This window comes from Corynebacterium sp. HMSC04H06 (assembly GCF_001815935.1).
GTDB lineage: Bacteria > Actinomycetota > Actinomycetes > Mycobacteriales > Mycobacteriaceae > Corynebacterium.
In genome coordinates this window covers 64,054-86,109 of the sequence record NZ_KV823440.1, presented here as the reverse complement: position 1 = coordinate 86,109, position 22,056 = coordinate 64,054, and the positions used below count along the sequence as shown (strand labels likewise).

Annotated in this window: 21 protein-coding genes; 12 read left to right on the top strand and 9 right to left on the bottom strand. The window is 64.5% G+C overall.

All coding sequences use genetic code 11. The features are described 5' to 3' along the window. Window positions 1–4: 4 nt before the first annotated feature. On the top strand, window positions 5–1,339 hold the full coding sequence (locus HMPREF3067_RS08110) for a MocR-like pyridoxine biosynthesis transcription factor PdxR (RefSeq protein ID WP_083319221.1): 1,335 nt from the start codon (window positions 5–7) through the stop codon (window positions 1,337–1,339). Window positions 1,340–1,360: 21 nt separating this feature from the next. On the opposite strand, the gene HMPREF3067_RS08105 is transcribed toward HMPREF3067_RS08110, so the two are convergent. From HMPREF3067_RS08105 to HMPREF3067_RS08095, 3 genes are read right to left on the bottom strand one after another with little or no spacing between them, the layout of a single operon-like run. Continuing rightward, the gene (locus HMPREF3067_RS08105) at window positions 1,361–2,170 is read right to left on the bottom strand and encodes an SPFH domain-containing protein (protein ID WP_070769213.1); all 810 of its coding nucleotides are present in this window, start codon (window positions 2,168–2,170) and stop codon (window positions 1,361–1,363) included. Continuing rightward, window positions 2,170–2,826, bottom strand: coding sequence for a hypothetical protein (locus tag HMPREF3067_RS08100; protein WP_070769212.1), 657 nt, complete (start codon window positions 2,824–2,826; stop codon window positions 2,170–2,172). The genes HMPREF3067_RS08105 and HMPREF3067_RS08100 overlap by 1 nt, the downstream gene beginning before the upstream one ends. A gap of 12 nt (window positions 2,827–2,838) precedes the next feature. Further along, a complete protein-coding gene (locus HMPREF3067_RS08095) occupies window positions 2,839–5,484 on the bottom strand; it encodes a nitric-oxide reductase large subunit (RefSeq protein WP_070769211.1) in 2,646 nt (881 codons plus the stop codon). Between the two features lie 357 nt (window positions 5,485–5,841). Here HMPREF3067_RS08095 and HMPREF3067_RS08090 point away from each other — a divergent pair, with 357 nt between their 5' ends. The 3 genes from HMPREF3067_RS08090 (at window position 5,842) to HMPREF3067_RS08080 (ending at window position 8,788) form a co-directional block, all read left to right on the top strand. Further along, window positions 5,842–6,051, top strand: coding sequence for a hypothetical protein (locus HMPREF3067_RS08090; protein WP_070769210.1), 210 nt, complete (start codon window positions 5,842–5,844; stop codon window positions 6,049–6,051). Between the two features lie 131 nt (window positions 6,052–6,182). Continuing rightward, window positions 6,183–7,514: an O-acetylhomoserine/O-acetylserine sulfhydrylase gene (locus HMPREF3067_RS08085; protein ID WP_070769209.1), complete on the top strand. Its 1,332-nt coding sequence runs from the start codon at window positions 6,183–6,185 to the stop codon at window positions 7,512–7,514. 122 nt (window positions 7,515–7,636) lie between these two features. Further along, the gene (locus tag HMPREF3067_RS08080; RefSeq protein WP_070769208.1) at window positions 7,637–8,788 is read left to right on the top strand and encodes a homoserine O-acetyltransferase MetX; all 1,152 of its coding nucleotides are present in this window, start codon (window positions 7,637–7,639) and stop codon (window positions 8,786–8,788) included. A gap of 9 nt (window positions 8,789–8,797) precedes the next feature. Here HMPREF3067_RS08080 and HMPREF3067_RS08075 read toward each other — a convergent pair whose 3' ends face one another. After that, a complete protein-coding gene (locus HMPREF3067_RS08075) occupies window positions 8,798–9,175 on the bottom strand; it encodes a DUF3017 domain-containing protein (protein WP_083319220.1) in 378 nt (125 codons plus the stop codon). Then, complete coding sequence (locus HMPREF3067_RS08070) at window positions 9,159–10,019, bottom strand: bifunctional methylenetetrahydrofolate dehydrogenase/methenyltetrahydrofolate cyclohydrolase (RefSeq protein ID WP_070769207.1); 861 nt, start codon at window positions 10,017–10,019, stop codon at window positions 9,159–9,161. The genes HMPREF3067_RS08075 and HMPREF3067_RS08070 overlap by 17 nt, the downstream gene beginning before the upstream one ends. 328 nt (window positions 10,020–10,347) lie before the next feature. Here HMPREF3067_RS08070 and HMPREF3067_RS11275 point away from each other — a divergent pair, with 328 nt between their 5' ends. The 3 genes from HMPREF3067_RS11275 to HMPREF3067_RS08065 all read left to right on the top strand — a co-directional run bounded on the left by HMPREF3067_RS11275 (window position 10,348) and on the right by HMPREF3067_RS08065 (window position 11,754). Beyond that, window positions 10,348–10,881 (top strand): hypothetical protein, encoded by a 534-nt coding sequence (locus HMPREF3067_RS11275; RefSeq protein ID WP_141759371.1) that lies wholly within the window; start codon window positions 10,348–10,350, stop codon window positions 10,879–10,881. A gap of 17 nt (window positions 10,882–10,898) precedes the next feature. Next, entirely contained in the window at window positions 10,899–11,204 is a 306-nt protein-coding gene (locus HMPREF3067_RS11095) for a hypothetical protein (RefSeq protein WP_083319219.1), read from the top strand. 79 nt (window positions 11,205–11,283) lie between these two features. Further along, entirely contained in the window at window positions 11,284–11,754 is a 471-nt protein-coding gene (locus HMPREF3067_RS08065; RefSeq protein WP_070769206.1) for a tRNA (cytidine(34)-2'-O)-methyltransferase, read from the top strand. On the opposite strand, the gene HMPREF3067_RS08060 is transcribed toward HMPREF3067_RS08065, so the two are convergent. Continuing rightward, complete coding sequence (locus HMPREF3067_RS08060; protein WP_070769205.1) at window positions 11,751–13,241, bottom strand: PH domain-containing protein; 1,491 nt, start codon at window positions 13,239–13,241, stop codon at window positions 11,751–11,753. The two genes, HMPREF3067_RS08065 and HMPREF3067_RS08060, sit on opposite strands and share 4 nt — an antisense overlap. After that, complete coding sequence (locus HMPREF3067_RS08055) at window positions 13,238–13,711, bottom strand: PH domain-containing protein (RefSeq protein ID WP_070769204.1); 474 nt, start codon at window positions 13,709–13,711, stop codon at window positions 13,238–13,240. The genes HMPREF3067_RS08060 and HMPREF3067_RS08055 overlap by 4 nt, the downstream gene beginning before the upstream one ends. Before the next feature lie 126 nt (window positions 13,712–13,837). Here HMPREF3067_RS08055 and HMPREF3067_RS08050 point away from each other — a divergent pair, with 126 nt between their 5' ends. Next, window positions 13,838–14,098, top strand: coding sequence for a helix-turn-helix transcriptional regulator (locus tag HMPREF3067_RS08050; protein ID WP_070769203.1), 261 nt, complete (start codon window positions 13,838–13,840; stop codon window positions 14,096–14,098). A 37-nt stretch (window positions 14,099–14,135) separates the two neighbouring features. Here HMPREF3067_RS08050 and HMPREF3067_RS08045 read toward each other — a convergent pair whose 3' ends face one another. After that, a complete protein-coding gene (locus HMPREF3067_RS08045; protein ID WP_070769202.1) occupies window positions 14,136–17,309 on the bottom strand; it encodes an error-prone DNA polymerase in 3,174 nt (1,057 codons plus the stop codon). Window positions 17,310–17,553: 244 nt separating this feature from the next. On the opposite strand from HMPREF3067_RS08045, the gene HMPREF3067_RS08040 reads away from it, so the two are divergent. The 3 genes from HMPREF3067_RS08040 (at window position 17,554) to HMPREF3067_RS08030 (ending at window position 20,263) form a co-directional block, all read left to right on the top strand. After that, window positions 17,554–18,429: a MetQ/NlpA family ABC transporter substrate-binding protein gene (locus tag HMPREF3067_RS08040; RefSeq protein ID WP_070769201.1), complete on the top strand. Its 876-nt coding sequence runs from the start codon at window positions 17,554–17,556 to the stop codon at window positions 18,427–18,429. Window positions 18,430–18,548: 119 nt separating this feature from the next. Next, on the top strand, window positions 18,549–19,586 hold the full coding sequence (locus HMPREF3067_RS08035; protein WP_070769200.1) for a methionine ABC transporter ATP-binding protein: 1,038 nt from the start codon (window positions 18,549–18,551) through the stop codon (window positions 19,584–19,586). Continuing rightward, window positions 19,583–20,263: a methionine ABC transporter permease gene (locus tag HMPREF3067_RS08030; RefSeq protein WP_070769199.1), complete on the top strand. Its 681-nt coding sequence runs from the start codon at window positions 19,583–19,585 to the stop codon at window positions 20,261–20,263. Before HMPREF3067_RS08035 ends, HMPREF3067_RS08030 begins: the two co-directional genes overlap by 4 nt. A 136-nt stretch (window positions 20,264–20,399) precedes the next feature. Here the strand turns inward: HMPREF3067_RS08030 and HMPREF3067_RS08025 are convergent, their stop codons facing one another. Beyond that, complete coding sequence (locus HMPREF3067_RS08025; RefSeq protein ID WP_141759370.1) at window positions 20,400–21,287, bottom strand: sucrase ferredoxin; 888 nt, start codon at window positions 21,285–21,287, stop codon at window positions 20,400–20,402. Window positions 21,288–21,417: 130 nt separating this feature from the next. On the opposite strand from HMPREF3067_RS08025, the gene HMPREF3067_RS08020 reads away from it, so the two are divergent. Further along, complete coding sequence (locus tag HMPREF3067_RS08020; protein WP_070769197.1) at window positions 21,418–22,044, top strand: AMIN-like domain-containing (lipo)protein; 627 nt, start codon at window positions 21,418–21,420, stop codon at window positions 22,042–22,044. Window positions 22,045–22,056 lie beyond the last annotated feature (12 nt).

The window sequence follows — 22,056 nt, the reverse complement described above, 5'->3', positions numbered from 1 at the left end:
TTTTATGCACACCCTGCCCCTGCCCGCCCGGATCGCCGCTGAGCTGCGCGAGCAGATCACCCACGGCGTCTACCGGCCGAAAGAGAAGCTGCCGTCCACCCGCGCCCTGGCCCACCGACTGGGGGTAGCCAGGGGCAGCGTGGTCACCGCCTACGAGCAACTCATCGCCGAAGGCTACCTCGTGGGCCAGCACGGCTCCGGCACCCGCGTGCACCCGGATATAAGCCCCGCTCCCCCGCGGCCCGCCCCGGCGCAACCAGCGCCCGAGGAGAAGGCCGCGCTGCTGCAGCTGACCCCGGGGCTGCCGGATACTGCGCGCCTTATCACCCCCGCTTGGCGGGCGGCGTGGCGCTCCGCGGCGGCCGGTGCCAGCCAGCTCACCGAGCAGGCCCCCGCCGGCTTGGCGGAGCTGCGCCGGGAGATCGCCGCGCACCTGCGCCACATGCGCGGGCTCAACGTGGATCCCGCCCGCATCATGGTCACCGCCGGGGCCCGCGAGGGCTTGGGCCTCTTGCTGCGCGCGGTGGGCGGGCGCTTGCGCGTCGGCGTGGAATCCCCGGGATACCCCAGCCTGCGCCAGATCCCGCCGGCCCTGGGGCATGCGCTCGTGGAACTGCCCACCGATGACCACGGCCTGCGGGTGCCCACCGGGCTCCCCGGCGGCGGGCTCGACCTGGCGCTTATCACCCCGAGCCACCAGTACCCCTACGGCGGCTCCCTGCCGGCCGCCCGCCGGACCGAGCTGGTCGCCTTCGCCCGCCGCCACGACGTCCTCCTGGTCGAGGACGACTTCGACTCGGAGCTGCGCTATGCCGGCCAGCCGCTGCCGGCCCTGGCCGCGCTGGGCCCAGAACAGGCCGTCCTGCTGGGCACGTTCTCCTCGGTGATTTCGCCTTCCATCGCGTGCGGCTACCTGGTGGTCCCCGACCGGCTCATCGCCCCCATCCGCCAGGTGCGCGCGGTCACCGGGCAGCCGGTGGCGGCCATTACCCAGGCGGCCCTGGCGAAGTTTCTAGCCAGCGGGGAGCTGCGCCGGCACACCGGGCGCGTGCGGCGCGATTACCGGCGCCGCCGCGATCTGGTGGTCTCCGCGCTCGGCCCAGCCGTGCGCCCCATCAGCGGCGGCCTGCACGCCGTGGTCATCTGCACCCGGCCTGCCCGCGAGGTCGTGGCCGCGGCCGCCGAGCGCGGCCTCGCGGTGACCGCCCTGACCGACTACTGGGGCGGCACGGCGGCCGACAACGGAATCGTCATCGGTTTCGGGCACTTGAGCGACGCTGAGCTTGCTTCTGCCCTAAATGTTTTTCAGGAGATTCTCGGTCAATCCCCCGCGGACTAGCTCCACGATGCCCCTACCCCGTTACTTGGCCTGGCTTTGGTGGGCGTCCTTAAAGCCCTTGGAAAAGGTCCCCAGGCTCTCCATGAAGCCGCCCATGATGTCGATGGGCAGAGGGAACACGATCGTTGAATTCTGATCCGCCCCGAGCTCCAGCACCGTCTGCAGGTAACGCAGTTGGAGGGCAGCGGGGGCCTTCCCCAACTCGTCAGCAGCTTCCCGCAGCTCCCGAGAGGACTGCAACTCGCCGTGGGCGGAAATCACCTTGGCACGGCGTTCACGCTCTGCCTCCGCCTCGCGCGCCAAGGCCCGCTGCATCAGTTCGGGGATTTCCACGTCCTTGATCTCCACGATGCGAGTTACCACGCCCCAACGCTTGGTCTGCCCATTAATGATGTTGGCCAAGTCTTCATTGAGTTCCTCGCGGTGCGCCAGCAAGTCATCGAGATCCGCGCGGCCCAAGAGAGTACGCAGCGTAGTCTGCGCGATTTGGGAGGTCGCCACGGCGTAGTTCTCGACTTCGAGCACCGCCTTTACTGAGTCGGTCACCTCGAACATGACCACCGCGTTTACCCGGACGGAGACGTTGTCCTTGGTAATGATTTCCTGCGGCGGGATGGTTAAGGTCACGACCCTCTGGTCCACGCGCTCTAGCTTGTCGATGCCCGGCCACAGGAAATGCAGCCCAGGCTCCATCAGCGGCCGCAAGTGCCCGAAGCGGAAAGTCACGCCGCGTTCGTATTGCTTAATAACCTTGAACGAGTAGGCGGCGAAGGCCACGAGTAAGGCGATGACAATGCCAATGACAATTGGCCAGAATACAAATGCAGACATTAGTGTGTTTCCTTTTCCATGCCGGACTTCTTACGGTCCGAAGCGAATTTCGACTTTCCGTATTTCGACCCGTACCTGTCGATCTGTGCGGCCAGCTCGGCCTCTCGGTTATCGAGCTCAGGCACGACGATCTTGGGCGCGTTAGAGGGGGTCCGCCACAAATGCCGAGACAGCGGGTACACGCCAAGTGCGGAAATAACCAGCACGGTAGCCAAGATGATTAACACCTCAGACAGCGAATGGTTGGTAATCAAAGAGCACAGCGGCAGTAGGTAGCCCATGGCAGCGACAGCAAAAGCAATCCCGCGGTGGAAACGCCCCGCGTCAGAATGCGGCCACGGGTCTAGCTGGCGGGTGACCTCGCGGCCGTGGTGTGACACCGTGCAGGAATCCTTGACCGGGCAGGTATTGCAGACGGTCGGGTTTCCCCGGTACCGCATAACGCGGTTTTCGGGATCGAAGCTCGACGGCCACAACCATTGATCCTCAGGGCACTGCCACGCGTCATGTTCCGCCAAGTAACGAAAGGTTCCCGCCCGGTTCGCCATGGTGCGGTTCGACGTTTGCTTCGCCATCCCGTCAAAGGCCCAAGCAATGGCCACGAGGAAAATTCCATAGACCACTGCTAGTAGGGTGAAAATGCCAGGAGCTTCCATCACTTCCCTGCCCTAGTTCTTCTCGCCATCGGAGGGGGCGGAGTCGTGACTCGAATCGGACCGGTAGGTACCGCCCCACTTCGAGTTGTACTTCCCGCCCCAGTTGGTCTCCGACTCAAAGCCAGGGGACCACGGGCCTGCCGGTGCCGAATCACCGCGGCCGGAATTCGGAGACTCTTGTTCGACAAACGCACCGCGCTCATCGATATAGCCATAACGTCGACCGGCCACACGCCCACTGTCGTTCCCGGCACGGCGGGCATCAACACGTGCCTTGCCACCGGATACCAACCCGACCGACGAAGAGGTTCCAGGCGCGTGGGACGCGTCGTATTCTTCCTCCTCAGCAGTGACGATGCTAAAGAGCGGATCGGCAGGATGCTCTTCGACGGTCGGAATGTGCTTGTTGTACAGCACGCCCCGAAGCGCCGCGATCAAGAGCGGAATAATCCCGACGAGGAATAGGACGTCACCAGGCATACGCAGCCATTCCATGATGGCGTTGCCAGGTTCGGTGATATAACCCAGGGAACGAGCTTCCACGTAGCCAGATGCCACGGACTCATAGAGCTGGAGGACGCCCAGCGGCAGCAAGGAAATCACTACCATCCACAGCAATCCGAGGTTCTGCAGCCAGAAGGCCCAGGCCATCGCTTTTTCCGACCACTTGTCCGGCGGCGTGAGATAGCGCAGCGCGAAAACGGATAATCCGACAGCCAAGAAGCCGTACACGCCCATCATGGCGCCGTGGGCATGGTTAGCGGTCAGGGCAGTGCCAATTTCGTAGTAGGACACGATCGGCAGGTTGACTAGGAACCCGAAGATGCCGGCGCCAAGAAAGTTCCAGAAGCCCACAGCGACGAGGAACATCACGGCCCAGCGGTGCGGGAACGGGCGTTCGCCGGACGCGCGCTGGCGAGAGCCGAGCTGCATAAAGGTCCACGCCTCAACAGTCAGCAGGGTCAGCGGCACAACCTCAGCTGCTGAGAAGAAGGCACCCAGCGCCATGTGCTCGACCGGCGTTCCGGAGAAGTACAGGTGGTGCATGGTTCCCAGCACGCCGCCGGTGGAATAGAGAATCACGTCGAGGAAAATGATGCCCAACGCAATCTTTTCGCGGATAACGCCCAGCAGGACGAAGACGTAGGCGACCATGACCGTCGTGAAAAGCTCCAGGAAGTCTTCCACCCACAGGTGAACAACCCAAAAGCGCCAGAATTCAGCTACCGAAATATGCGTTTCCGAACCCGCCAGGTTACCCACTGCGTAAAACGCTGGGATGGCAATCCCCGCGTAGAAGAACAACCACGGCATGTTGGATTTGTGCTCGGTTTTCAGCCGGTTGCGCAGTTGCCGGAAGATGATCCCGATCCACACAAACATGCCGATGGTGAGCAGGATTTGGAAGAACCGCGGCAGGTCAAGGAATTCCCACTGCTGAGAGAACAGAGTTCCTTCCTCGATGTAGCCCATCGTGGACAGCCACTCAAACGCCATGGAGCCAAAGACGACGAACGCGATTGCTCCCAGTAGGAACCAGACCAACCAGTGCTGCCCCTTCGGCTCTTTCTTGCCGACGAATGACGACAGGAAGATGCCAGCAGCTAGCAATCCCCCGGCCGTCCAGAGGAGCGATAACTGCAGGTGCCACGTTCGGGACACGTTGTACGGGAGTAATTCCTGCAAAGGGATTCCAAAGAATCCCGTGAGCTCTGTTCGGTAGTGCTGCGATGCTGCACCCAACAAAGCCTGGATGAGGAACAGTACCGCAATCACCAAGATGAACCAGGCGACAACCTTCTGAGATTTGGTCAGCCCGACTTCCCCCGGCTGGGTGAAATCGAGGTTAGGCGTTTCCTCTGCGTGCCAGCCAATAGACTTCGACCAGCGTCCGTAGATGGCGAAGATCAGGCCGGTACCACCGATCAGTGCGATCAAGGAAAGCACCGACCAGACCACGAGGTCTGCGGTGGGGCCGTTGTCCACGCGGGGTTCTGCCGGCCAGTTGTTGGTGTAGGAATAGTCTTGACCCGGACGTTCCGCCGCCGCGGCCCAGGCAGTCCAGCCGAAGAAGCCGGTCAGATTGTTGATGTCTTGCGAATCGGTAATGAATTCCGACGGCAAGCCCTTTTCGTTGGAAAGAGGACCAAAGTATTCGGCGTAATATTCCTTAGCGGCTTCAAATGCCGCTATCTGGTTATCGGTCCACTCGAGAACCCCGGTTTCGGGATCATATCGGTTGGCTCGAAATTCTTCTTTTACGGCTTCCTCGGGAGTTGCTGCGTCATCGACGAACTCGGGCAGCCCGTTCTCATCGTTGAGCTCTCGTGCCTTTTCCAACGACATACGCAGGTATTCAGCGGTGTAGTCGGGACCGAGATACGCACCGTGGCCCATGACGGAGCCATATTGCTGAAGACCACGCGCCTGATAGAGCGCCTGGCCGTTTAAGATTTCATCTTTCGTAAGAATCGTTTCCCCCGAGGACTGGGAAACGATTTTGTCAGGAAGCGGCATCGAGGCTGTGTAGGTGCGATAAGCCAAGAAACCCATTACCAAGAATCCAAAAATCATCACCAACGCGACGCCTTGCACCCAGACGTTGCTCACTTTTAGGACAGGTCTACGACGATCGTCCGTGCCAACTGTAGAGGACATAATTTCCCGTCTTTGTCGGATTACCCGCAATCCAGATCTAGTTCTGCCCGACTGCGGCAAGGTGGCACTGTGCCGGAAACCTCCCCTCGATTATCTACGGGTTTTCCCGTTTTAAATAGACCTGGGCGAATTCTCCCCACTCTTCGAGTCATCCAAAAGATTGAATAGCCAAGCCTTACTCCAGCCCAAAATCCCCCACAAAGCAAGCCGCAACAGCTGGTATTTCAGCACTACATTCACCCCTTTGGGCCGATCCGCAAAACAATCAACATAGATGCCAATCCTGAGCTGTTAAATCGAACACACCGCGGACTTCAACAGGATATTTAAACCGGTTTTTCCCGTAGTATTTGGAATATGTCTTTCACAGAACATACAAAACGCAATTGGCTAATCACGCTATTTGCTGCCATCTTCCTGGCCGCCATTACGTCGATGATCTTCCTCAACAACCCCCACCAGACCGTCGTCGTCGCCATGGTCTTCATTGCCGCGGCGCTAATTTTCTTCGGCCTCATCCTCGGCGGCTGGTACCTCATCAGCGGTCGCAAGGGTCGCCGGAAATAGACAAGAAGCCCACCCGCCAGACGTTCGCGCCAACAAAACCGACCGCTTTGTCTATTTTTATTCCCGTTGCGAACTGCACGTTTTCTGAAAGTCCTTCGTAATAGACAGAGCGGTTTAGTACGGTTTCTGGCATGACGACGAAATACGACAACACCGAATCCAACCCGAACTTCGCTAACTGGGACATCGCCACCCGGGCGCTGCACGTGGGCCAGGATCTGGACGGCAAGAACAACGCCCGGAGCCTGCCGATTTACCAGACGACGTCCTACGTCTTCGACAACGCCGAGCACGCCGCGGCCCGCTTTGGCCTGTCCGATGCCGGCCCGATTTATTCCCGCCTAACCAACCCGACGCAGGACGCGCTGGAAAACCGCATCGCCTCTCTGGAAGGCGGCGTGGCGGCCGTGGCTTTCGCCTCCGGCCAGGCGGCCGAGACCGCCGCCATCCTGACGCTGGCCGGCGCCGGCGACCACATCGTGGCCTCCCCGCACCTCTATGGCGGTACCGCCACCCTCTTCACGGTCACCCTGCCGCGCCTGGGCATTGACTTCACCCTGGTGGACAACCCGGACGATCCGGAGTCCTGGAAGGCGGCCATCCAGCCGAACACCAAGGCGCTCTACGGCGAGACCTTCGGCAACCCCGCAGCCGACGTGCTGGATATCCCGGCGATCGCCGAGGTCGCCCACGCCGCCAACGTCCCGCTTATCGTGGACAACACCATCGCCACCGCCGCCCTGGTCCGCCCGCTGGCCCTGGGCGCGGACATCGTGGTCAACTCCACCACGAAGTTCTACACCGGCAACGGCTCCGCCCTGGGCGGCATCCTCGTCGACGGCGGCAAATTCGACTGGACCGTTGAGCACGACGGAAAGCCGGTTTTCCCCGGCTTCGTCACCCCGGATCCGGCCTACCACGGCCTCAAGTACGCCGACCTGGGCGCCCCGGCCTTTGCCCTCAAGGCACGCGCCGGCATCCTGCGCGACACGGGCGCGGCCATCTCCCCGTTCAACGCCTGGCTCGCACTCAACGGACTGGAGACCCTCACCCTGCGCATCCGCCGCCACAACGAAAACGCCCAGGCCGTCGCCGAGTACCTGGAAGGCCACGACAAGGTCACCAAGGTCAACTACGCCGGCCTGGAGTCCTCCCCCTACCGCAAGATCAAGGAAAAGCTCGGCCTGGACTACACCGGCTCGGTGCTCTCCTTCGACATCGAGGGCGGCAAGGACGAGGCTTGGACGTTCATCGACGCCCTGCGCCTGCACTCCAACCTGGCCAACATCGGCGACACCCGCTCCCTGGTGGTCCACCCGGCAACCACCACGCACTCCCAGTCCGACGAAGAGGGCCTGCGCGTGGCCGGCATTGCCCAGTCCACCATCCGCCTCTCGGTGGGCATCGAGGATGTCAAGGACATCATCGCCGACCTCGAGCTGGGCTTCGCAGCGCTGGGCTAAACCCTGCTGCGCCGCACCGGGCCGCACCGCTGTGCACAGCACAGCACAGATCGACTCTGCCCGACCCGCACTGGATCTTTCCCTCGCCGCTGATTGTCCCCTTACTTAGGAAGTAGTTGATTATGTCCGAATATCCCCGCCTCGCCCCGCCCGGTCGCCGCACCACCGTGCCGGTGGGAGCGGTCACCACGGAGGCCGGCGCGGAGATCCCGGACGTGGTAATCGCCTACCAGCGCTGGGGCAGCTTCCGCGGGGATCCGGCAGGAGTGAACAACGTGCTCATCGTCGAGCACGCCCTGACCGGCGACTCAGACGTGACGGACTGGTGGGGCGACCTCATCGGCCCGGGCCAGGCACTGGACACGGATCACTGGTGCGTTATCGCGACCAACGTTCTGGGCGGCTGCGGCGGCTCCACCGGTCCGTCCTCGCAGCACCCGGACGGCCGGCGATGGGGCTCGCGCTTCCCGGCCGTGTCCATCCGCGACCAGGTCGAGGCCGAAAAGCTGCTGATCGATGCCCTGGGGCTCAGCACCGTCCACGCCGTTATCGGCGGCTCCATGGGCGGGGCGCGGACCCTGGAGTGGTCGCTCATGTACCCGGCAGCGCTCACCGCGGCCTGCGTCATCGCGGTCTCCGCGCGGGCTTCCGGGTGGCAGATCGGTATCCAGTCCGCGCAGATTTCCTCCATCGAAAACGACCCGCAGTGGCACGGCGGCGACTACTACGAGCTGGGGGTTGCCCCGGAGGCCGGCCTGGCCGCCGCGCGCCGGATCGCGCACCTGACCTACCGCGGCGAGCAAGAGATCGACGAGCGCTTCGGCACCACCGCCCAGCGCGGGGAGAATCCCCTTGGCGCCTACCGCGCCGGCGACCAGCGCTTCGCAGTCAACTCCTACCTGGAATACCAGGGAAAGAAGTTGGTCGACCGCTTCGACGCCGGCTCCTACGTCGCGCTGACCGAGTCCTTAAACCGCCACGATGTCGGCCGCGGCCGCGGCGGCCTGAACAAGGCCCTGGCCTCGTCGACCGTGCCGACGATGGTCGTCGGCGTCGATACCGACATCTTGTACCCCTATCACCAGCAAGAGCACCTCTCGCGCAACCTGGGCAACCTCCTGGCCATGGCCAAGGTCGTCTCCCCCGTCGGTCACGACGCCTTCCTCACTGAAACCCGCCAGATGGACCGCGTGCTGCGCAATTTCCTCACGCTGTCGGCCCCGGACGGCCTGGACCTGCCGGGCAAGCTAACCGATGGCGACTACGCCATCTAACTGACACCGCTAGCTGCCCAGCGCGTCCACGGAGACAGCCAAAAAGACTAGCGCGGCCCCCACCACCGCGCTGAAAATGCAGTCGAAGCGGCGCGAGCGCACCGAAAAGACCCCGACTCGGCGGGAGTCGCAGGTCGCGCGCACGACCACCAGCCAGAGCATCGCCGCTCCTAAGGCAAACGCCGCCCGGCGCCAGTGCTCCAACAGAGCAAAGACCCCAGAGAGCACCACCACGGCGACGAAGGCCCCGATCATCGCCCACTGCACCTTGGCCGGCAGCTTCGACGGCGCCACGTGCCGGTCGTGGGGATTATCCAGCGAGGTCTTGTCCAGCCCGGCGCCCTGCCGCGCGGGTGCGGCCTGCGCCTTATTAATCGGCGAGGCCATGAGCCTTTTCTGCCCGCTCGACGATGTTGCGCACCAGGAACGCGCGGGTCAGCGGGCCCACGCCACCCGGGTTTGGGGAGACGAATCCAGCCTTATCCCAGACGTCGTCGGCGACGTCGCCGGCCAGCTTGCCGTCCACGCGGGAGACCCCCACGTCCAGGATGGCCGCGCCTTCCTTAATCATGTCCGCGGTCAGCATGTGGGCCTTGCCGGCCGCCGCGATGACCACGTCCGCCGCGCGGGTCTCCGCAGCCAGATCCTTCGTGCCGGTGTGGCACAGGGTCACGGTGGAGTTCTCGCTGCGGCGGGTCAGCAGCAGGCCGATGGGCCGGCCGACAGTCACGCCGCGGCCGATGACCACGGTCTTGGCCCCGTCGAGCTCCACCCCGAAGCGGCGCAACAGGTGGATGCAGCCGTTCGGCGTGCACGGCAGCGGCGCGTCCTCATTGAGCACCAGCTTGCCCAGGTTCACCGGGTGCAGGCCGTCGGCGTCCTTGTCCGGATCGATGCGCTCGAGGATACGGTTTTCGTCTAGGTGCTTCGGCAGCGGCAGCTGCACGATGTAGCCGGTGCAGGCCGGGTCCTCGTTCAGCTCATCAATGACCGCCTCCAAGTCCTCCTGGCTGATATCGGCCGGCAGGTCCTTGCGGATGGAGTTAATCCCCAGCTGCTCGCAGTCGCGGTGCTTCATCTTCACGTAAGACTGAGAGCCCGGATCCTCCCCCACTAGCACGGTGGCCAGGCCCGGAGTAACCCCCTTCTCCTTCAGCGCAGCCACACGCTGCTTGAGGTCTTCAAAAATCTCGTCGCGGTACAGTTTGCCATCTAGTTTGGTTGCAGCCATGGCTTATATCCTAGTGGCAGGCGTTAGCCAGGACCCAGCAACAACCCCAAAGCAGCTCAAAACCGCCACTGTTTCTTGCATGGGCCCCAACCCCAGGGCCTCATTTTGGCTTTTCTCTACTGGAAAACGCTGAATTCTAATGTAGACTATTGGCTGCTCCGACCAATCGAACTCATAGCAATGCGTTAGAGCTCAATTACGACAGGTAAGCAACCAACTAGAGAGGTTGAGATTTCGTGAAAGGTACGCCTTCCGCCCCCAAAAAGGCCAATTGTCGCTTCTGTAATCGCTGCCCTGACGGTAACGCTATTACCCGTTAGTTCCGCTCATGCTGCTGTTCAACATCAACCAGTTCAGACACCCCCCGGCTGTTGCCAACACTAATTCGGACAAGAGTGCAGAAATCACACGAGAGCTTTCCGAGAGTTTCGAAACAGTATTCACCGAAGTAGTCTCTGAACAACCCACGGGGCAATGGGAGCCAAATTACGAAAACGCCGCTAAACACGGATTATCTGCCCAAGAGGCCGATGCACTAGCGGAGTTCATGGAAACGCCCCTCTCCCAAGAGCGCCACCCAGAGCAGCCGGACATTGCCACCCGAGATTTAGGCTCCTTTGCTGAATGCGTGGTCTGGAATATCGCTCCCGCACCAATGTCTCCCCAAGACGCACAAGCCATCGGTCGACTCCTCAAGGATAAACAATGGAGCCAAGCAGCTGAGAAGATCACTCAGGTTGCCGCCTTGAACGGCGCTACCGCAGCTCTTGATTACGGCATTTCAGCGATTGGTGGCCCTGTCGCTTGGGCAGCAAAACTGGCCCTGTACGCAGGGTCTTGCGCTTTGAATGAACAGATGTAGGTAGAAAGGTTTCTTCGATGGGATTCGGCGGTGCTCTACAAAGAACGGGCAAAGACGGTGGACCGTGGGTACCACCGGCGTGGTTCTCGTTTATTGTCCTACCAGCCATGGTCGTAGCAAGTTTCTACATCAGCCAAGTGACCGGCTGGCGCGGCGTAGCTTCACCCAACGAAGAAGGTGTCTCGTGGAGCGAGGTGAGCTCGGAAGGATTATTGGGCTATTCGGCGCAATTCCTTGCCTTTTATTACTTTCTGGTCCTGCCGTTTTTCCTTGTGCGTAGGCGCAGGTGGAAAAAGCGCGATCATCGCGGGACCGACGAATAAGAGAAACCGGTTTCTAAAGGCAGCGGGAGAACAAGAGGTGCGACTCCTACCCCTGCCTTTCACCGACTACCCTAAAACCATGACCAACCTGCACATCGTCTTCGACAACCCCGTGATCCCCACCAATACCGGCAACGCCATTCGGACTGCGGCGGTCACGGGCGCGCACCTGCACCTCATTGAGCCGCTGGGGTTCAACTTCGACGACAAGCACCTCAAGCGGGCGGGGCTGGACTACCACGACCTGGCCGATATGACCATCCACCCCAACTTCCAGGCCTGCATGGATGCCCTGCCCGGCGCGCGGGTCTTCGCGTTTACCACCCACACGGACAAGTGGTTTACCGATATCGAGTATCAGGAAGGCGATGTTCTTCTCTTCGGCACGGAGCCGACCGGCCTGCCGGCCGAGCACCTCGCCCACGAGCGGATCACCGAGCAGGTGCGCATCCCCATGGTGCCGGCGCGGCGCTCGATGAACCTGTCGAATGCGGCCTCGACGGCCGTGTTCGAGGCCTGGCGGCAGCTGGGCTTTAACGGCGCGGTTTAGGCCGGGGCCGGATCGTCTTTGGCGTTGATGCTCGGGGCCGCCGGCAGGCGCCGGGCGCGCAGGTGGCTCAGCAAGGCGGCCGCGTCGGCTGGATCCAGGTCGCTGCCGGCCATGCGCACCGGCCCGGCGACCAGTTCGTAACGGACGGTGCCCAGCCGGCACAGCTGAGCAATCGGGCCGGCGGTGTAGGCCAGTTCCTGAATGTGACTGTTGGCAATCACACTGACCCGGCGGTTGAGCAGCCCGGCGTGGGTGATGCTGTTATCGCCCACCAGGGTCACGGCCTGCCGGTGGGAGTCTAGCGGCGAGACCCACCAGGCCCGGCGCGGCGAGGAATAGGTCGGCTCACGGGCGCCTTCCGGTTGGGCGTAGCGGTCGATCTGCTTCTTGTCCAGCGGGCTGAGCAGCTCCAGCAGGCGGAGGGCCTGCTCCCGGCTGCCCACGGGCAGCACCCGGGTAGTGCCCGAGCCCTTGCCCGCGGCGGAACCGTAGCCGGCCACGGACACGCGGACCTCCCACCACTTGGTCAGGCGCCACAGCAGCGGCTGGCGGACCTGGACGCCGTGGATGCGATCCAGGCGCACCGACTGGTGGCGCCGGTCGGCCAGGCCGTAGTTGATGATGAGCAGCGCGCGGCCGGAGTCGTCCTCATCCAGGCGGGAGCTAAACCGCCACGAGGTGTCGATGAGCTCCCAGACGTTGGGCACCAGGCCCACCAGGATCGGCACCACGGTGGTATTCGGCACCGGGGTGAGAACCAGAACCGCAGCAATCACCACCACCAGCAGCGTGCTTAACCGCAGGGCCGCGCCGAGCAGGCTGCGCCGCGTCGGGATGGGTGGGATGACCACCTCCTGGTGGGCGGTGTCGTTGCCGGTGTCGCTGCTGGTGTCGCTGCTGGTGTCGCTGCCGGCGGCATCGTTAGCGGCAGCTGGCTCCGCGCCGGTGGGTGGGCGGCGGCCGCTGGTGCGGGTGAGGATCTCCTCGCGCAGCTGGGTGGCCGCGGGCTTTTTCAGGTAGGCGATCTGGATGTGGGAGGACGTCCCACCGGCGGTCTCGACGCGGACGGCCGCCACGCCGAAGATCCGGGCGATGACCGGCTCGATGACGTCGACGGCCTGGATGCGGTCGTAGCGGGCGGTGCGCAGCTGCGTGGACAGCACCCCGCGCCGCAGGGCCAGCTCGTCCGTGCCCAGCCGGTAGCCTAGGCGGCGCCACCAGATGGCGGAGAGGAACCAGATGGCCAGGCAGATGCCGATGAAGGCGGCCGCGGTCCAGGCGGCGTCCCGCAGGCCGCGGCCCCAGTGGCCGCTGGCGATGAAGCGCGCGGCATCCCCTAGGACCTCGAGGTTAATGTTGACCACCCCGATGGCCAGGATCGCCAGGATGACCGACCAGAACTGCAGCAGCGGCGTGAGCCGGTGTACGCGGTGGAAGCCGTCGGCGTCGACGGCCGCGTTATCCGCGCCGCGGCGGTGTTTGCTCACAGCCCGCTCATCCTCTCCCGGGCCTTGATGGCTAGGCGCTCGCGCAGCTGATCCGCGGTCTGGGCCGGCAGGCCCTTGACGGTCGCGTCCGTGGTCGCCGAGGCCGTGTGCAGCTGCAGCTTCTTAATGCCCAGCCAGCGCTGGATGGGCCCGGCGGTTACGTCCACGAACTGGATGCGCCCGTAGGGCACCACGGTAAAGGTGTGCCACAGCTTGCCGCGGGTGATCAGCAGCTCGTCGTCGGTTTCCAGCCAGCCCATGTTGCGCACCTGGGCGGGGATGAGCCAGGCCAGCCACGCGCCGAAGGCGGCGATGACGATAAGGCCCCAGTACCACCAGCTGGCCCAGAAAAAGCCCAGAGCGCCCACGCCCAGGGCCAGGGCTATCAGCCAGATGACGGCATTGATATAGCGGGCCTTGACCAAGGCTTGGGAGACCGGGTTGAGCTCCGGCGAGGCGACAACGTTCATGCGCTTTAGCCTAACAATCCTGGGCGCGGCTGCCGGGTGATAGCCGGGGTGCTGCTCCCGGGCGGGTGCCTCGCGCCGGAAAACTACACCTTGACTAGCCGTTATGTTTATACAATAATTTCTTGCATGTCCCCGAAGAAGAAGCCGCGCCGCCCCATCTACAACCGCGTGCGCCTGCTTCGCGTCGAGCGCGACGTCTCCCGCGCCGAGCTGGCCGCGGCCGTGGATGTGAACCCCCAGTCCATCGGGGCGCTCGAGCGCGGTGACCACTCGCCCAGCCTGGACCTGGCCTTTAGCATCTGCGAGTTCTTCGACCTACCTGTCGAGGCCGTCTTCTCCCGCACCGAGTTCACCCCGCTGTCCAGCGAGCTCTACCAGCGGATCTAGCCGGCCCCTCCCGGCGCCTCCGGCCGCCGGCACCCGCCTAGCGGAAGTCCCGCGAGCCGCGGCTGAAATACTCACCGATATCCAGCGGCTCGAGCTTGTCCGCCACCACACTGACCGCGCCCGTGGCGTTCTGGACAATACCCCGGATAACCAGCGCCTTGGCCGTGCGCGCCAGCACCTTCTGCCGCTTCCACAGCCCGGGCGAGACCATCACGTTCATCAGCCCGGTCTCATCCTCCATCCCTAAGAAGATGAGGCCGGCGGCCGTCTGCGGGCGCTGCCGGTGCGTGATGAGCCCGGCCAGGCGCACGCGGGTGCCGTCCGGGACCGTGGCCAGGTCGCGCGCCCGCAGGATGCCGGCGGCATCCAGGGCCCCGCGCACCGCGGACATCGGCTGCCGGTCGTGGCTGACCCCGGTGGCGGCGATGTCTTGGGCCAGCAGCTCGAAGGAGGACATGCCGGGCAGGGCCGGCGCGGAAATGGCAGACATGCCGGGCAGCATGCCGGCGCGCTCGGTGGCCGCCACCCCGGCCTGCCACAACGCCTGCCGGCGGCTTAGCCCCAAACAGTCCAGGGCGCCGGCCTCGGCGAGGGCCTCGACCTGGGCGACCTTCAGCCCCGCCCGGCGCGACAGGTCCGGGATATCCGTGTACGGCGCGTTGGCCTCCACCCGTTCGGCCGCCTTGTCGCCGAGTCCCTTGACCAGACCCAGGCCTAGGCGGATGGCCACGGGACCAGGTGGGTCGCCCGGTTGGCCCGGGGTGGGCTCGATGGCCTCCACGCTCGACTCCTTGCCGGAGACATTGATGCTGACCGGACGCACCGGCACGCCGTGGCGGCGGGCGTCCTGGATGAGCGACTGCGGGGAATAAAAGCCCATCGGTTGGGCGCGCAGCAGGCCCACGCAGAACTGCGCCGGGTAGTGGTGCTTGAACCAGGCGGAGAAATACACCAGGGAGGCAAAGGACTGGGAGTGCGACTCCGGAAAGCCGTAGGCTGCAAAGGCCACGATCTTGTTCCAGAGCTTGTCCGCCGTCTCCCCGGTGATCCCGTGGGTGGCGGACAGGCCGGCGAAGAACTGGTCTTTCAGCGCGGCCATCTTCTCCGGCGAGCGCTTCGAGCCCATCGCGCGGCGCAGATCGTCGGCCTGGGCGCCGCTAAAACCGGCGGCATCGACGGCAATCTGCATCAGCTGTTCCTGGAACAGCGGGATCCCCAGCGTCTTGCCCAGGGATTTTTCCAGCACCGGGTGCTCGTAGGTGACCTCCTCCAGCCCGTCGCGCCGGCGCAGGTACGGGTGCACGGACCCACCCTGGATGGGGCCCGGCCGAATGAGGGCAACCTCAACGACCAGATCGAAGAAGACGCGGGGTTTCAGCCGCGGCAGGGTGGCCAGCTGCGCGCGGGACTCGACTTGAAAAACGCCGACGGCGTCAGCCCGGCAGAGCATGTCGTAGACGGCCTCCTCCGCCAGGTCCAGCTCCCAAAGGTTGACCTGCCGCCCGATGGACTCGGCTACCAGGTCCTGCATGTGGTGTAGGGCCTCCAGCATGCCCAGCCCCAACAGATCGAATTTGACCAGGCCGGCGGCCGCGCAGTCGTCCTTGTCCCACTGCAACACCGAGCGGCCCTCCATCCGCGCCCACTCCATGGGCACCACGTCCGCAATAGGCCTATCGCACAGCACCATCCCGCCGGAGTGGATGCCCAGGTGCCGCGGCTGGCCCAGGAATTCCTCGGCGAGTGCGACCACGTCCTCCGGGGTCTCGTCAGTGCCCTTCGACCAGGCGTCCGCGCTGCCCTGCGGGTAGCCCAGGGCGCGGGCGGCGTCCCGGGTCGCGCCCTTGCGGCGGTAGGTGTTGACGTTGGCCACCTGCGCGGCCTGCTGGCGCCCGTAGGCGGAGTAGACGTACTGGATGACCTCCTCGCGGCGGCCGGACTCAATATCGACGTCGATGTCCGGCGGGCCGTCCCGGTCCGGGGACATGAAGCGCTCGAAGAGCAAACCCGCGGAGAGGGGCTCCGCGTTCGTGATACCCAGCGCGAAGCAGACCGCGGAGTTCGCGGCAGAACCGCGGCCCTGGCACAGGATGTTTTTCCGGCGGCAGAAATCCACCAGGTCCGTGACGATGAGGAAATAGCCGGGAAAGCCCAGCTGCTCCACCACGGCGAGTTCGTGCTCTATCTGCCTTTTCGCGCGCTCGCGGATATCGGCCGGCCGGCTGGCATAGCGCTTGCGCGCCCGCGCGTAGACCAGCTCACGCAACCAGGCCATCTCCGTGTGCCCGTCCGGTACGTCAAAGTGCGGCAGGTTGGGCACCAAAACGTCCCAGCTAAAGCTGCATTCGCGCCCCAGCTCGGCCGCGGCAGCCAGCAGATCCTCGCGCCCGGGCAGCAGGCGCGCCATGTCCTCGCCGGAGCGCAGCCAGCTCGCCCCCATCGGGTGCTGGTCCGGGTCCGCCTGCTGCAGGGACTGCCGGTGGGCCAAGGCGTTCTTCGCCGCCGCCAGGCGGGCCTGGCCGCGCCGCGCCGCCGCCGGGCGGGCGCTCGCTATAGCCCGCAGCCCCCAGTCTTTTCGGGCACTATCTAACCGGCGGTGGCGGTCCGCGTCCGCCGGCACCATAGTGCTGGCGTATTCGAGCACCACGTTGCTGGCCCCGGCGGCGCCCACCAGCTGGTCTAGCCGGTCCACCCAGTCCACGTCGGCGAGGTAGACCACCTCCTCGCCCAGGGCGCGGGCGACCTGCGCCAGCGGCGGGTAGGCGGTCTTATCCTTCTCCCCGGCCGCCATCTTGGCCTGGGCGATAAGCCGCGACAGGCGCCGGTAGCCCTCCGGGCCGCGCGCCAGCACCGTCAGGACGCCCTCGTCCAGGCTCAGCTCGGCGCCGAAGACCGTGGGCAGCCCGGCGCGGGCGGCGGCTTCGGCGAATTTCATCAGGCCGTAGAACCCGTCCCTGTCCACCAGCGCCAGAGATTCCAGCCCTAGTTCAACTGCGCGTTCGACCAGCTCCTCCGGCCCAGAAGCGCCCTGCAGAAACGAGTAACTCGACACGGCATGCAGCTCCGCAAACGGCACCGCGGACTTCTTTGTTTCGCGCGGTAAGTCCTGCTCATCGCTGTGGTTTACGGGCACAGGTGTGAGCGCCGGGCGGCCGGAAAGGATCCGCTCCAGCCGCGACCAGCTCAGTGCCCGTCCGCCGTTAAACTTCACGTCGCACAGCCTAGCAAGATACGAACTCGTGTTCTAATTGCTCGCACCTTACAAACCGAGCAGTCTGTGAATATGCATAAAATCTGCAAGTAAATAGACAAAGCGGTATACAGGCTGTTAGGTTATAACTCACCGAGGTTGCGCACCCCGCACCCCGCTTTATTACGCCTACCGGACGGCGCCCGGGCACTGCCCCGTAACACCGCCCGGCCTTATAAAAGTCACACAGAAAAGGACCATTCTCATGCAGATCCGTCGCGCTCTTGCCACAGCCGCCGCCACCGTCGTGGCAGCGACCGGCCTCGTCGCCTGCTCCTCCGACTCCGAGGGAGGGGAAATCACCAAGGACTCGAAGATCTCCGTCGGCACCACCGACGCCTCCAAGAAGGCCTGGGCGGCGTTTGAGACCGCCGCCAAGGACCAGGGCTTCGACCTGGACATCGTCAATTACTCGGATTACACCACCCCGAACCAGGCCCTGGAGCAGGGCGAGCTGGACACCAACAACTTCCAGCACCTGAAGTTCCTGGCCGAGTACAACAAGGGCAACGGCACCGACCTGGTGCCGATCGCCGCCACCGAGATCGTGCCGTTGGCCCTGTTCTGGAAGGACCACGACTCCCTGGACGGCATCGAGGGCGAGACCGTCGCCGTCCCGAACGACTCCACCAACCAGGGCCGCGCCATCAACCTGCTGGCCCAGCAGGATCTGGTCACCCTGAAGCAGGACGGGCTTTTGACCCCGACCCCGGCCGACATTGATGAGAAGGCCTCCAAGGTCAAGGTCACCCCGGTCGGCGCCGAGCAGACCACGTCCGCCTACAGCGAGGGCACCCCGGCCGTCATCAACAACTCCTTCCTGGAGCGCGCCGGCATCGACCCGACCACCGCGGTGGTCCAGGACGACCCGAACTCCGAGGAGGCCGAGCCCTACATCAACGTCTTCGCCGTGCGCTCGGAGGACGCCGACAACGAGACCCTTCAGGAGCTCGTCAAGATCTGGCACACCCCCGAGGTCCAGGAAGCCGTGCAGGAAGACTCCAAGGGCACGTCCGTTTCCGTGGAGCGCAGCCCGCAGGAGCTGCAGGACATCCTCAACCGCCTCGAGGAAGAGCTCTAAACTTCCTCCCCGGCCCCTTCTACCCCGCCGACGCGCCCAGCTCAATGGCTACCGCGTTGCCGGGGTTGTGCCACGTTTAATGAACCCGCCACTGCACACGCAACTACCAAGGGGCTTTAGTGACCAAATCACCCACTACCGGAACCCGCGTCGAGTTCCGCCACGTATCCAAGGTCTTTGAGCATAAAAAGACCACCACCCAGGCGCTCGACGATGTCAACCTGACCGTGGAGCCCGGCGAAATCATGGGCATCATCGGCTACTCCGGCGCCGGCAAGTCCACCCTGGTGCGCCTCATCAACGGGCTCGACACCCCGACCGAGGGCGAGCTGTTGCTGGACGAGACCAACATCGCCGGCATGTCGGAGAAGAAGCTGCGCTCCCTGCGCCGCTCCATCGGCATGATTTTCCAGCAGTTCAACCTGTTTAACTCCCGCACGGCCGCCGGCAACATCGAATACCCGCTGCAGCTGGCCGGCGTGGCCAAGGCCGAGCGCAAGCGGCGCGTGCAGGAGCTGCTGGAATTCGTCGGCCTGGGCGACAAGGGCTCGAACTACCCGGAGCAGCTCTCCGGCGGGCAGAAGCAGCGCGTCGGCATCGCCCGCGCGCTGGCCACCAACCCGCGCCTCCTGCTGGCCGACGAGGCCACCTCCGCGCTGGACCCGCAGACCACCCACGAGGTCCTGGAGCTGCTGCGCCAGGTCAACCAGAAATTCGGCATCACCATCGTGGTCATTACCCACGAGATGGAGGTCGTGCGCTCCATCGCCGACAAGGTCGCCGTCATGGAGGAGGGCCGCGTGGTCGAGCAGGGCTCCATCTACGAGGTCTTCTCCAACCCGCAGACCCCGGTGGCACAGCGCTTCGTGTCCACCTCCCTGCGCAACACCCCAGACCACGTCGAGGCTGACGACCTGCTGGCCCACGAGGGCCGCTTGTTCACCATCAACCTGACGGAAAACTCCGGCTTCTTCGGCGCGGCCGCCCAGCTGCGCGAGCGCGGCGTGTCCATCTCCATCGTCCACGGCGGCGTGACCACCTTGCAGCAGCACTCCTTCGGCAAGATGACCGTCCGCCTCAACGGCTCTGACGAGGCCATCGAGGAGTTCTACCACACCATGTCCCAGACCACCGACATTCAGGAGATCAAGCGATGACGACAACTATCTTGGCCGCAGCGGACTGGGACCGCCTGTCCGGCACCCTCATGGAGGCGATCGTCGACACCCTCATCATGGTCTCGCTGACCATGATCATCGGCGGCATCCTGGGCCTTATCCTCGGCATCCTCCTCTACACCACCCGCCCGTCGGGAATCCTGGCCAACCGGTTTATCTACACGATCCTCAACATCGCGGTAAACATCATCCGGCCCATCCCGTTCATCATCTTGCTGGCGTTCGTGCAACCGGTCACCGTGGCCGTGATGGGCTCGTCCATCGGCCGCGAGCCCGCCACCTTCGTCATGGCCTTTGCCGCCACCTTCGCCGTGGCCCGCATCGTCGAGCAAAACCTCGTGGGCATCGACCCCGGCGTCATCGAGGCCGCCCGCGCGATGGGCGCCAGCCCCTGGAAGATCATCACCAGCGTCATCATCCCCGAGGCCCTCGGCCCGCTGGTGCTGGGCTACACCTTCCTGTTCATCGCTGTGGTCGACATGTCCGCCATGGCCGGCTACGTCGGCGGCGGCGGCCTGGGTGACTTCGCCATCGTCTACGGCTACCGCGCCTACGAGTGGCAGGTCACCGTCGTGGCCACCCTGATCATCATCGTCCTGGTCCAGGCCGCCCAGTTCCTGGGCAACTGGGTCTCGGCCAAGATCATGCGCCGCTAACCAGCCCCGCCACAACACCCCACCCCCGGCCAGCCCCTAGCCGCTAGAGCTAGTGCCCGCCGGGGGGTTGGCTTATCCCCAGGGCGTCTTCTGGCCAACGATGCCCCGGGTGGCTAACGATGGCCCGGGGCCGGCCTTAGGCGACTTCCCAGATGAGCGAGGACTTTGGTTCCTTCCCGCAGGAGGCGACGATGCCGTCGTGTTCGCGCTGGACCAGCTCGATGTCCCAGTGCCGCCCGTCGCGGTGGGACACACGCACGGGCCCGGAACCGGCGTCCTCGGGGCGCAGATCCGCATAGCCTACCTCCTCGCCAGCCTCGATGAGGCGGCGGGCGACCTCCAGCTCGGCGACCTGCCCGCGCTGGGAATACAGGCCGCGGCCGCGGTTGGCCGGATAGAAATAGCTGCCGTTTAAGGCCCGCTTGGTCATCTCGCGCGCGGCCTCCAGGTTCAGGCGGCCGAAGGAATAGCCCCACGGCATCAGCAGCACCGAGGGGGCGAAACGGTGGCCCTTGGTGTGGGAGGTCTCCCAGACAATCGCCGGGAAGATCTCGCCCAGCTGCGCGGCCAGCGGGCGGCCCTTGATGGCGCAGCACTTGTCGCGCTTGGAGTGGGTGCACACCAGCACCAGGGGCGTATCCAGCTCACCGCCGCCGTTGCGTCCCGGGCCAGAAAGATCCAGGTCGAGAATGTCTTCCGGGCCTTCCAGCAGGAGCATCTCCATTTCCCCGCGCTCGGCCCAGACCAGGTAGCAGCGGTGCACGCTGCCGACCTGGCGGCCGGCCCGTCCGGGGCGCCGGATGAGCTGGAGGCCCGCCTGCCCGTCGAGCTTGTCCTTCAACCGGGCGGTGAGCTCCGGGGGGAAGGTGCCGCCGTCCAGGATGTCGTGGGACCACCCGCCGGGCCACTCGAAGAGGACATAGACGGATTCCTGCTTCGCGGAACCCGCCAGCGGCTCGACGTCCACGTCGGAGCACAACGCTTCAGTTGCCCCGTTTTCCCCGATCTTTTCAGCTGTTGACATGACCGTCATTCTACCTCCTGCCGGCCTGCCTATAACCCCTAGCGGAGGCACTGCAATAATTTTATTTCCCTTCGAGTGAAATCGAACTCGTATTTTGTTTCTCCCTGGAAAAACCGCTACCGTAGGCACTATGTCTGTCCCTGACCGAGCCCGCCGGGCCCAAATTGCAGCAATTTTTATCACCGCTGCGTGTGGCCTGTCTGCCTGCTCTACAGACGGCTCCCGAGACATGCTCGCCGGGATTGGCGTCGCCCACCCCACGGATTCTTCCTCGGCGGACTCCGACAAGCAGGATCAGAACGTCTCCGGTCCCAGCCCCCTGGGGGACGCCGACAAGGAGATGAAGACTCAGCGCCCACCGGCACCCGCCCGGCTGATGGTGACCAACATGCGCATCGGCCAGCACCCCGGCTTTGAGCGCGTGGTCTTCGACCTGGAGGGCGAGGGCCAGCCCGGCTGGTTCGTCGATTTCCAGGACCAGCCCACCCAGCAGGGCTCCGGCAAACGCATCAACTACTACGGCGCTACTGCCCTCAACGTCAACATCGACGGCACCGTCCTGCCCTACGAGCTGGGCAAGGACGACCCGGCACTCGGCACCATGACCGGGTACGGAAGCATCATCACCGAGGTCACCAGCGCCGGCACCTTCGAGGACCGCTCCCAGTTCATCATCGGTCTCGACCAGGCCCGGCCCTATTCCGTGGAGGTCCTCACCGACCCGAAGCGCGTGGTCGTCGACGTCCTTGACCGTTAGCCCACGCCGCGC

Bases quoted from the DNA above. Each gene is read 5' to 3' on its own strand.
- HMPREF3067_RS08050 (WP_070769203.1), top strand. From the start codon at position 13,838: ATGTCCCCGAAGAAGAAGCCGCGCCGCCCCATCTACAACCGCGTGCGC.
- HMPREF3067_RS08100 (WP_070769212.1), bottom strand. From the start codon at position 2,826: ATGGAAGCTCCTGGCATTTTCACCCTACTAGCAGTGGTCTATGGAATT.
- HMPREF3067_RS08020 (WP_070769197.1), top strand. From the start codon at position 21,418: ATGTCTGTCCCTGACCGAGCCCGCCGGGCCCAAATTGCAGCAATTTTT.
- HMPREF3067_RS11275 (WP_141759371.1), top strand. From the start codon at position 10,348: ATGCTGCTGTTCAACATCAACCAGTTCAGACACCCCCCGGCTGTTGCC.
- HMPREF3067_RS08025 (WP_141759370.1), bottom strand. From the start codon at position 21,287: ATGTCAACAGCTGAAAAGATCGGGGAAAACGGGGCAACTGAAGCGTTG.
- HMPREF3067_RS08075 (WP_083319220.1), bottom strand. From the start codon at position 9,175: ATGGCCTCGCCGATTAATAAGGCGCAGGCCGCACCCGCGCGGCAGGGC.
- HMPREF3067_RS08095 (WP_070769211.1), bottom strand. From the start codon at position 5,484: ATGTCCTCTACAGTTGGCACGGACGATCGTCGTAGACCTGTCCTAAAA.
- HMPREF3067_RS11095 (WP_083319219.1), top strand. From the start codon at position 10,899: ATGGGATTCGGCGGTGCTCTACAAAGAACGGGCAAAGACGGTGGACCG.
- HMPREF3067_RS08080 (WP_070769208.1), top strand. From the start codon at position 7,637: ATGTCCGAATATCCCCGCCTCGCCCCGCCCGGTCGCCGCACCACCGTG.
- HMPREF3067_RS08110 (WP_083319221.1), top strand. From the start codon at position 5: ATGCACACCCTGCCCCTGCCCGCCCGGATCGCCGCTGAGCTGCGCGAG.
- HMPREF3067_RS08055 (WP_070769204.1), bottom strand. From the start codon at position 13,711: ATGAACGTTGTCGCCTCGCCGGAGCTCAACCCGGTCTCCCAAGCCTTG.
- HMPREF3067_RS08030 (WP_070769199.1), top strand. From the start codon at position 19,583: ATGACGACAACTATCTTGGCCGCAGCGGACTGGGACCGCCTGTCCGGC.
- HMPREF3067_RS08085 (WP_070769209.1), top strand. From the start codon at position 6,183: ATGACGACGAAATACGACAACACCGAATCCAACCCGAACTTCGCTAAC.
- HMPREF3067_RS08105 (WP_070769213.1), bottom strand. From the start codon at position 2,170: ATGTCTGCATTTGTATTCTGGCCAATTGTCATTGGCATTGTCATCGCC.
- HMPREF3067_RS08065 (WP_070769206.1), top strand. From the start codon at position 11,284: ATGACCAACCTGCACATCGTCTTCGACAACCCCGTGATCCCCACCAAT.
- HMPREF3067_RS08090 (WP_070769210.1), top strand. From the start codon at position 5,842: ATGTCTTTCACAGAACATACAAAACGCAATTGGCTAATCACGCTATTT.
- HMPREF3067_RS08040 (WP_070769201.1), top strand. From the start codon at position 17,554: ATGCAGATCCGTCGCGCTCTTGCCACAGCCGCCGCCACCGTCGTGGCA.
- HMPREF3067_RS08070 (WP_070769207.1), bottom strand. From the start codon at position 10,019: ATGGCTGCAACCAAACTAGATGGCAAACTGTACCGCGACGAGATTTTT.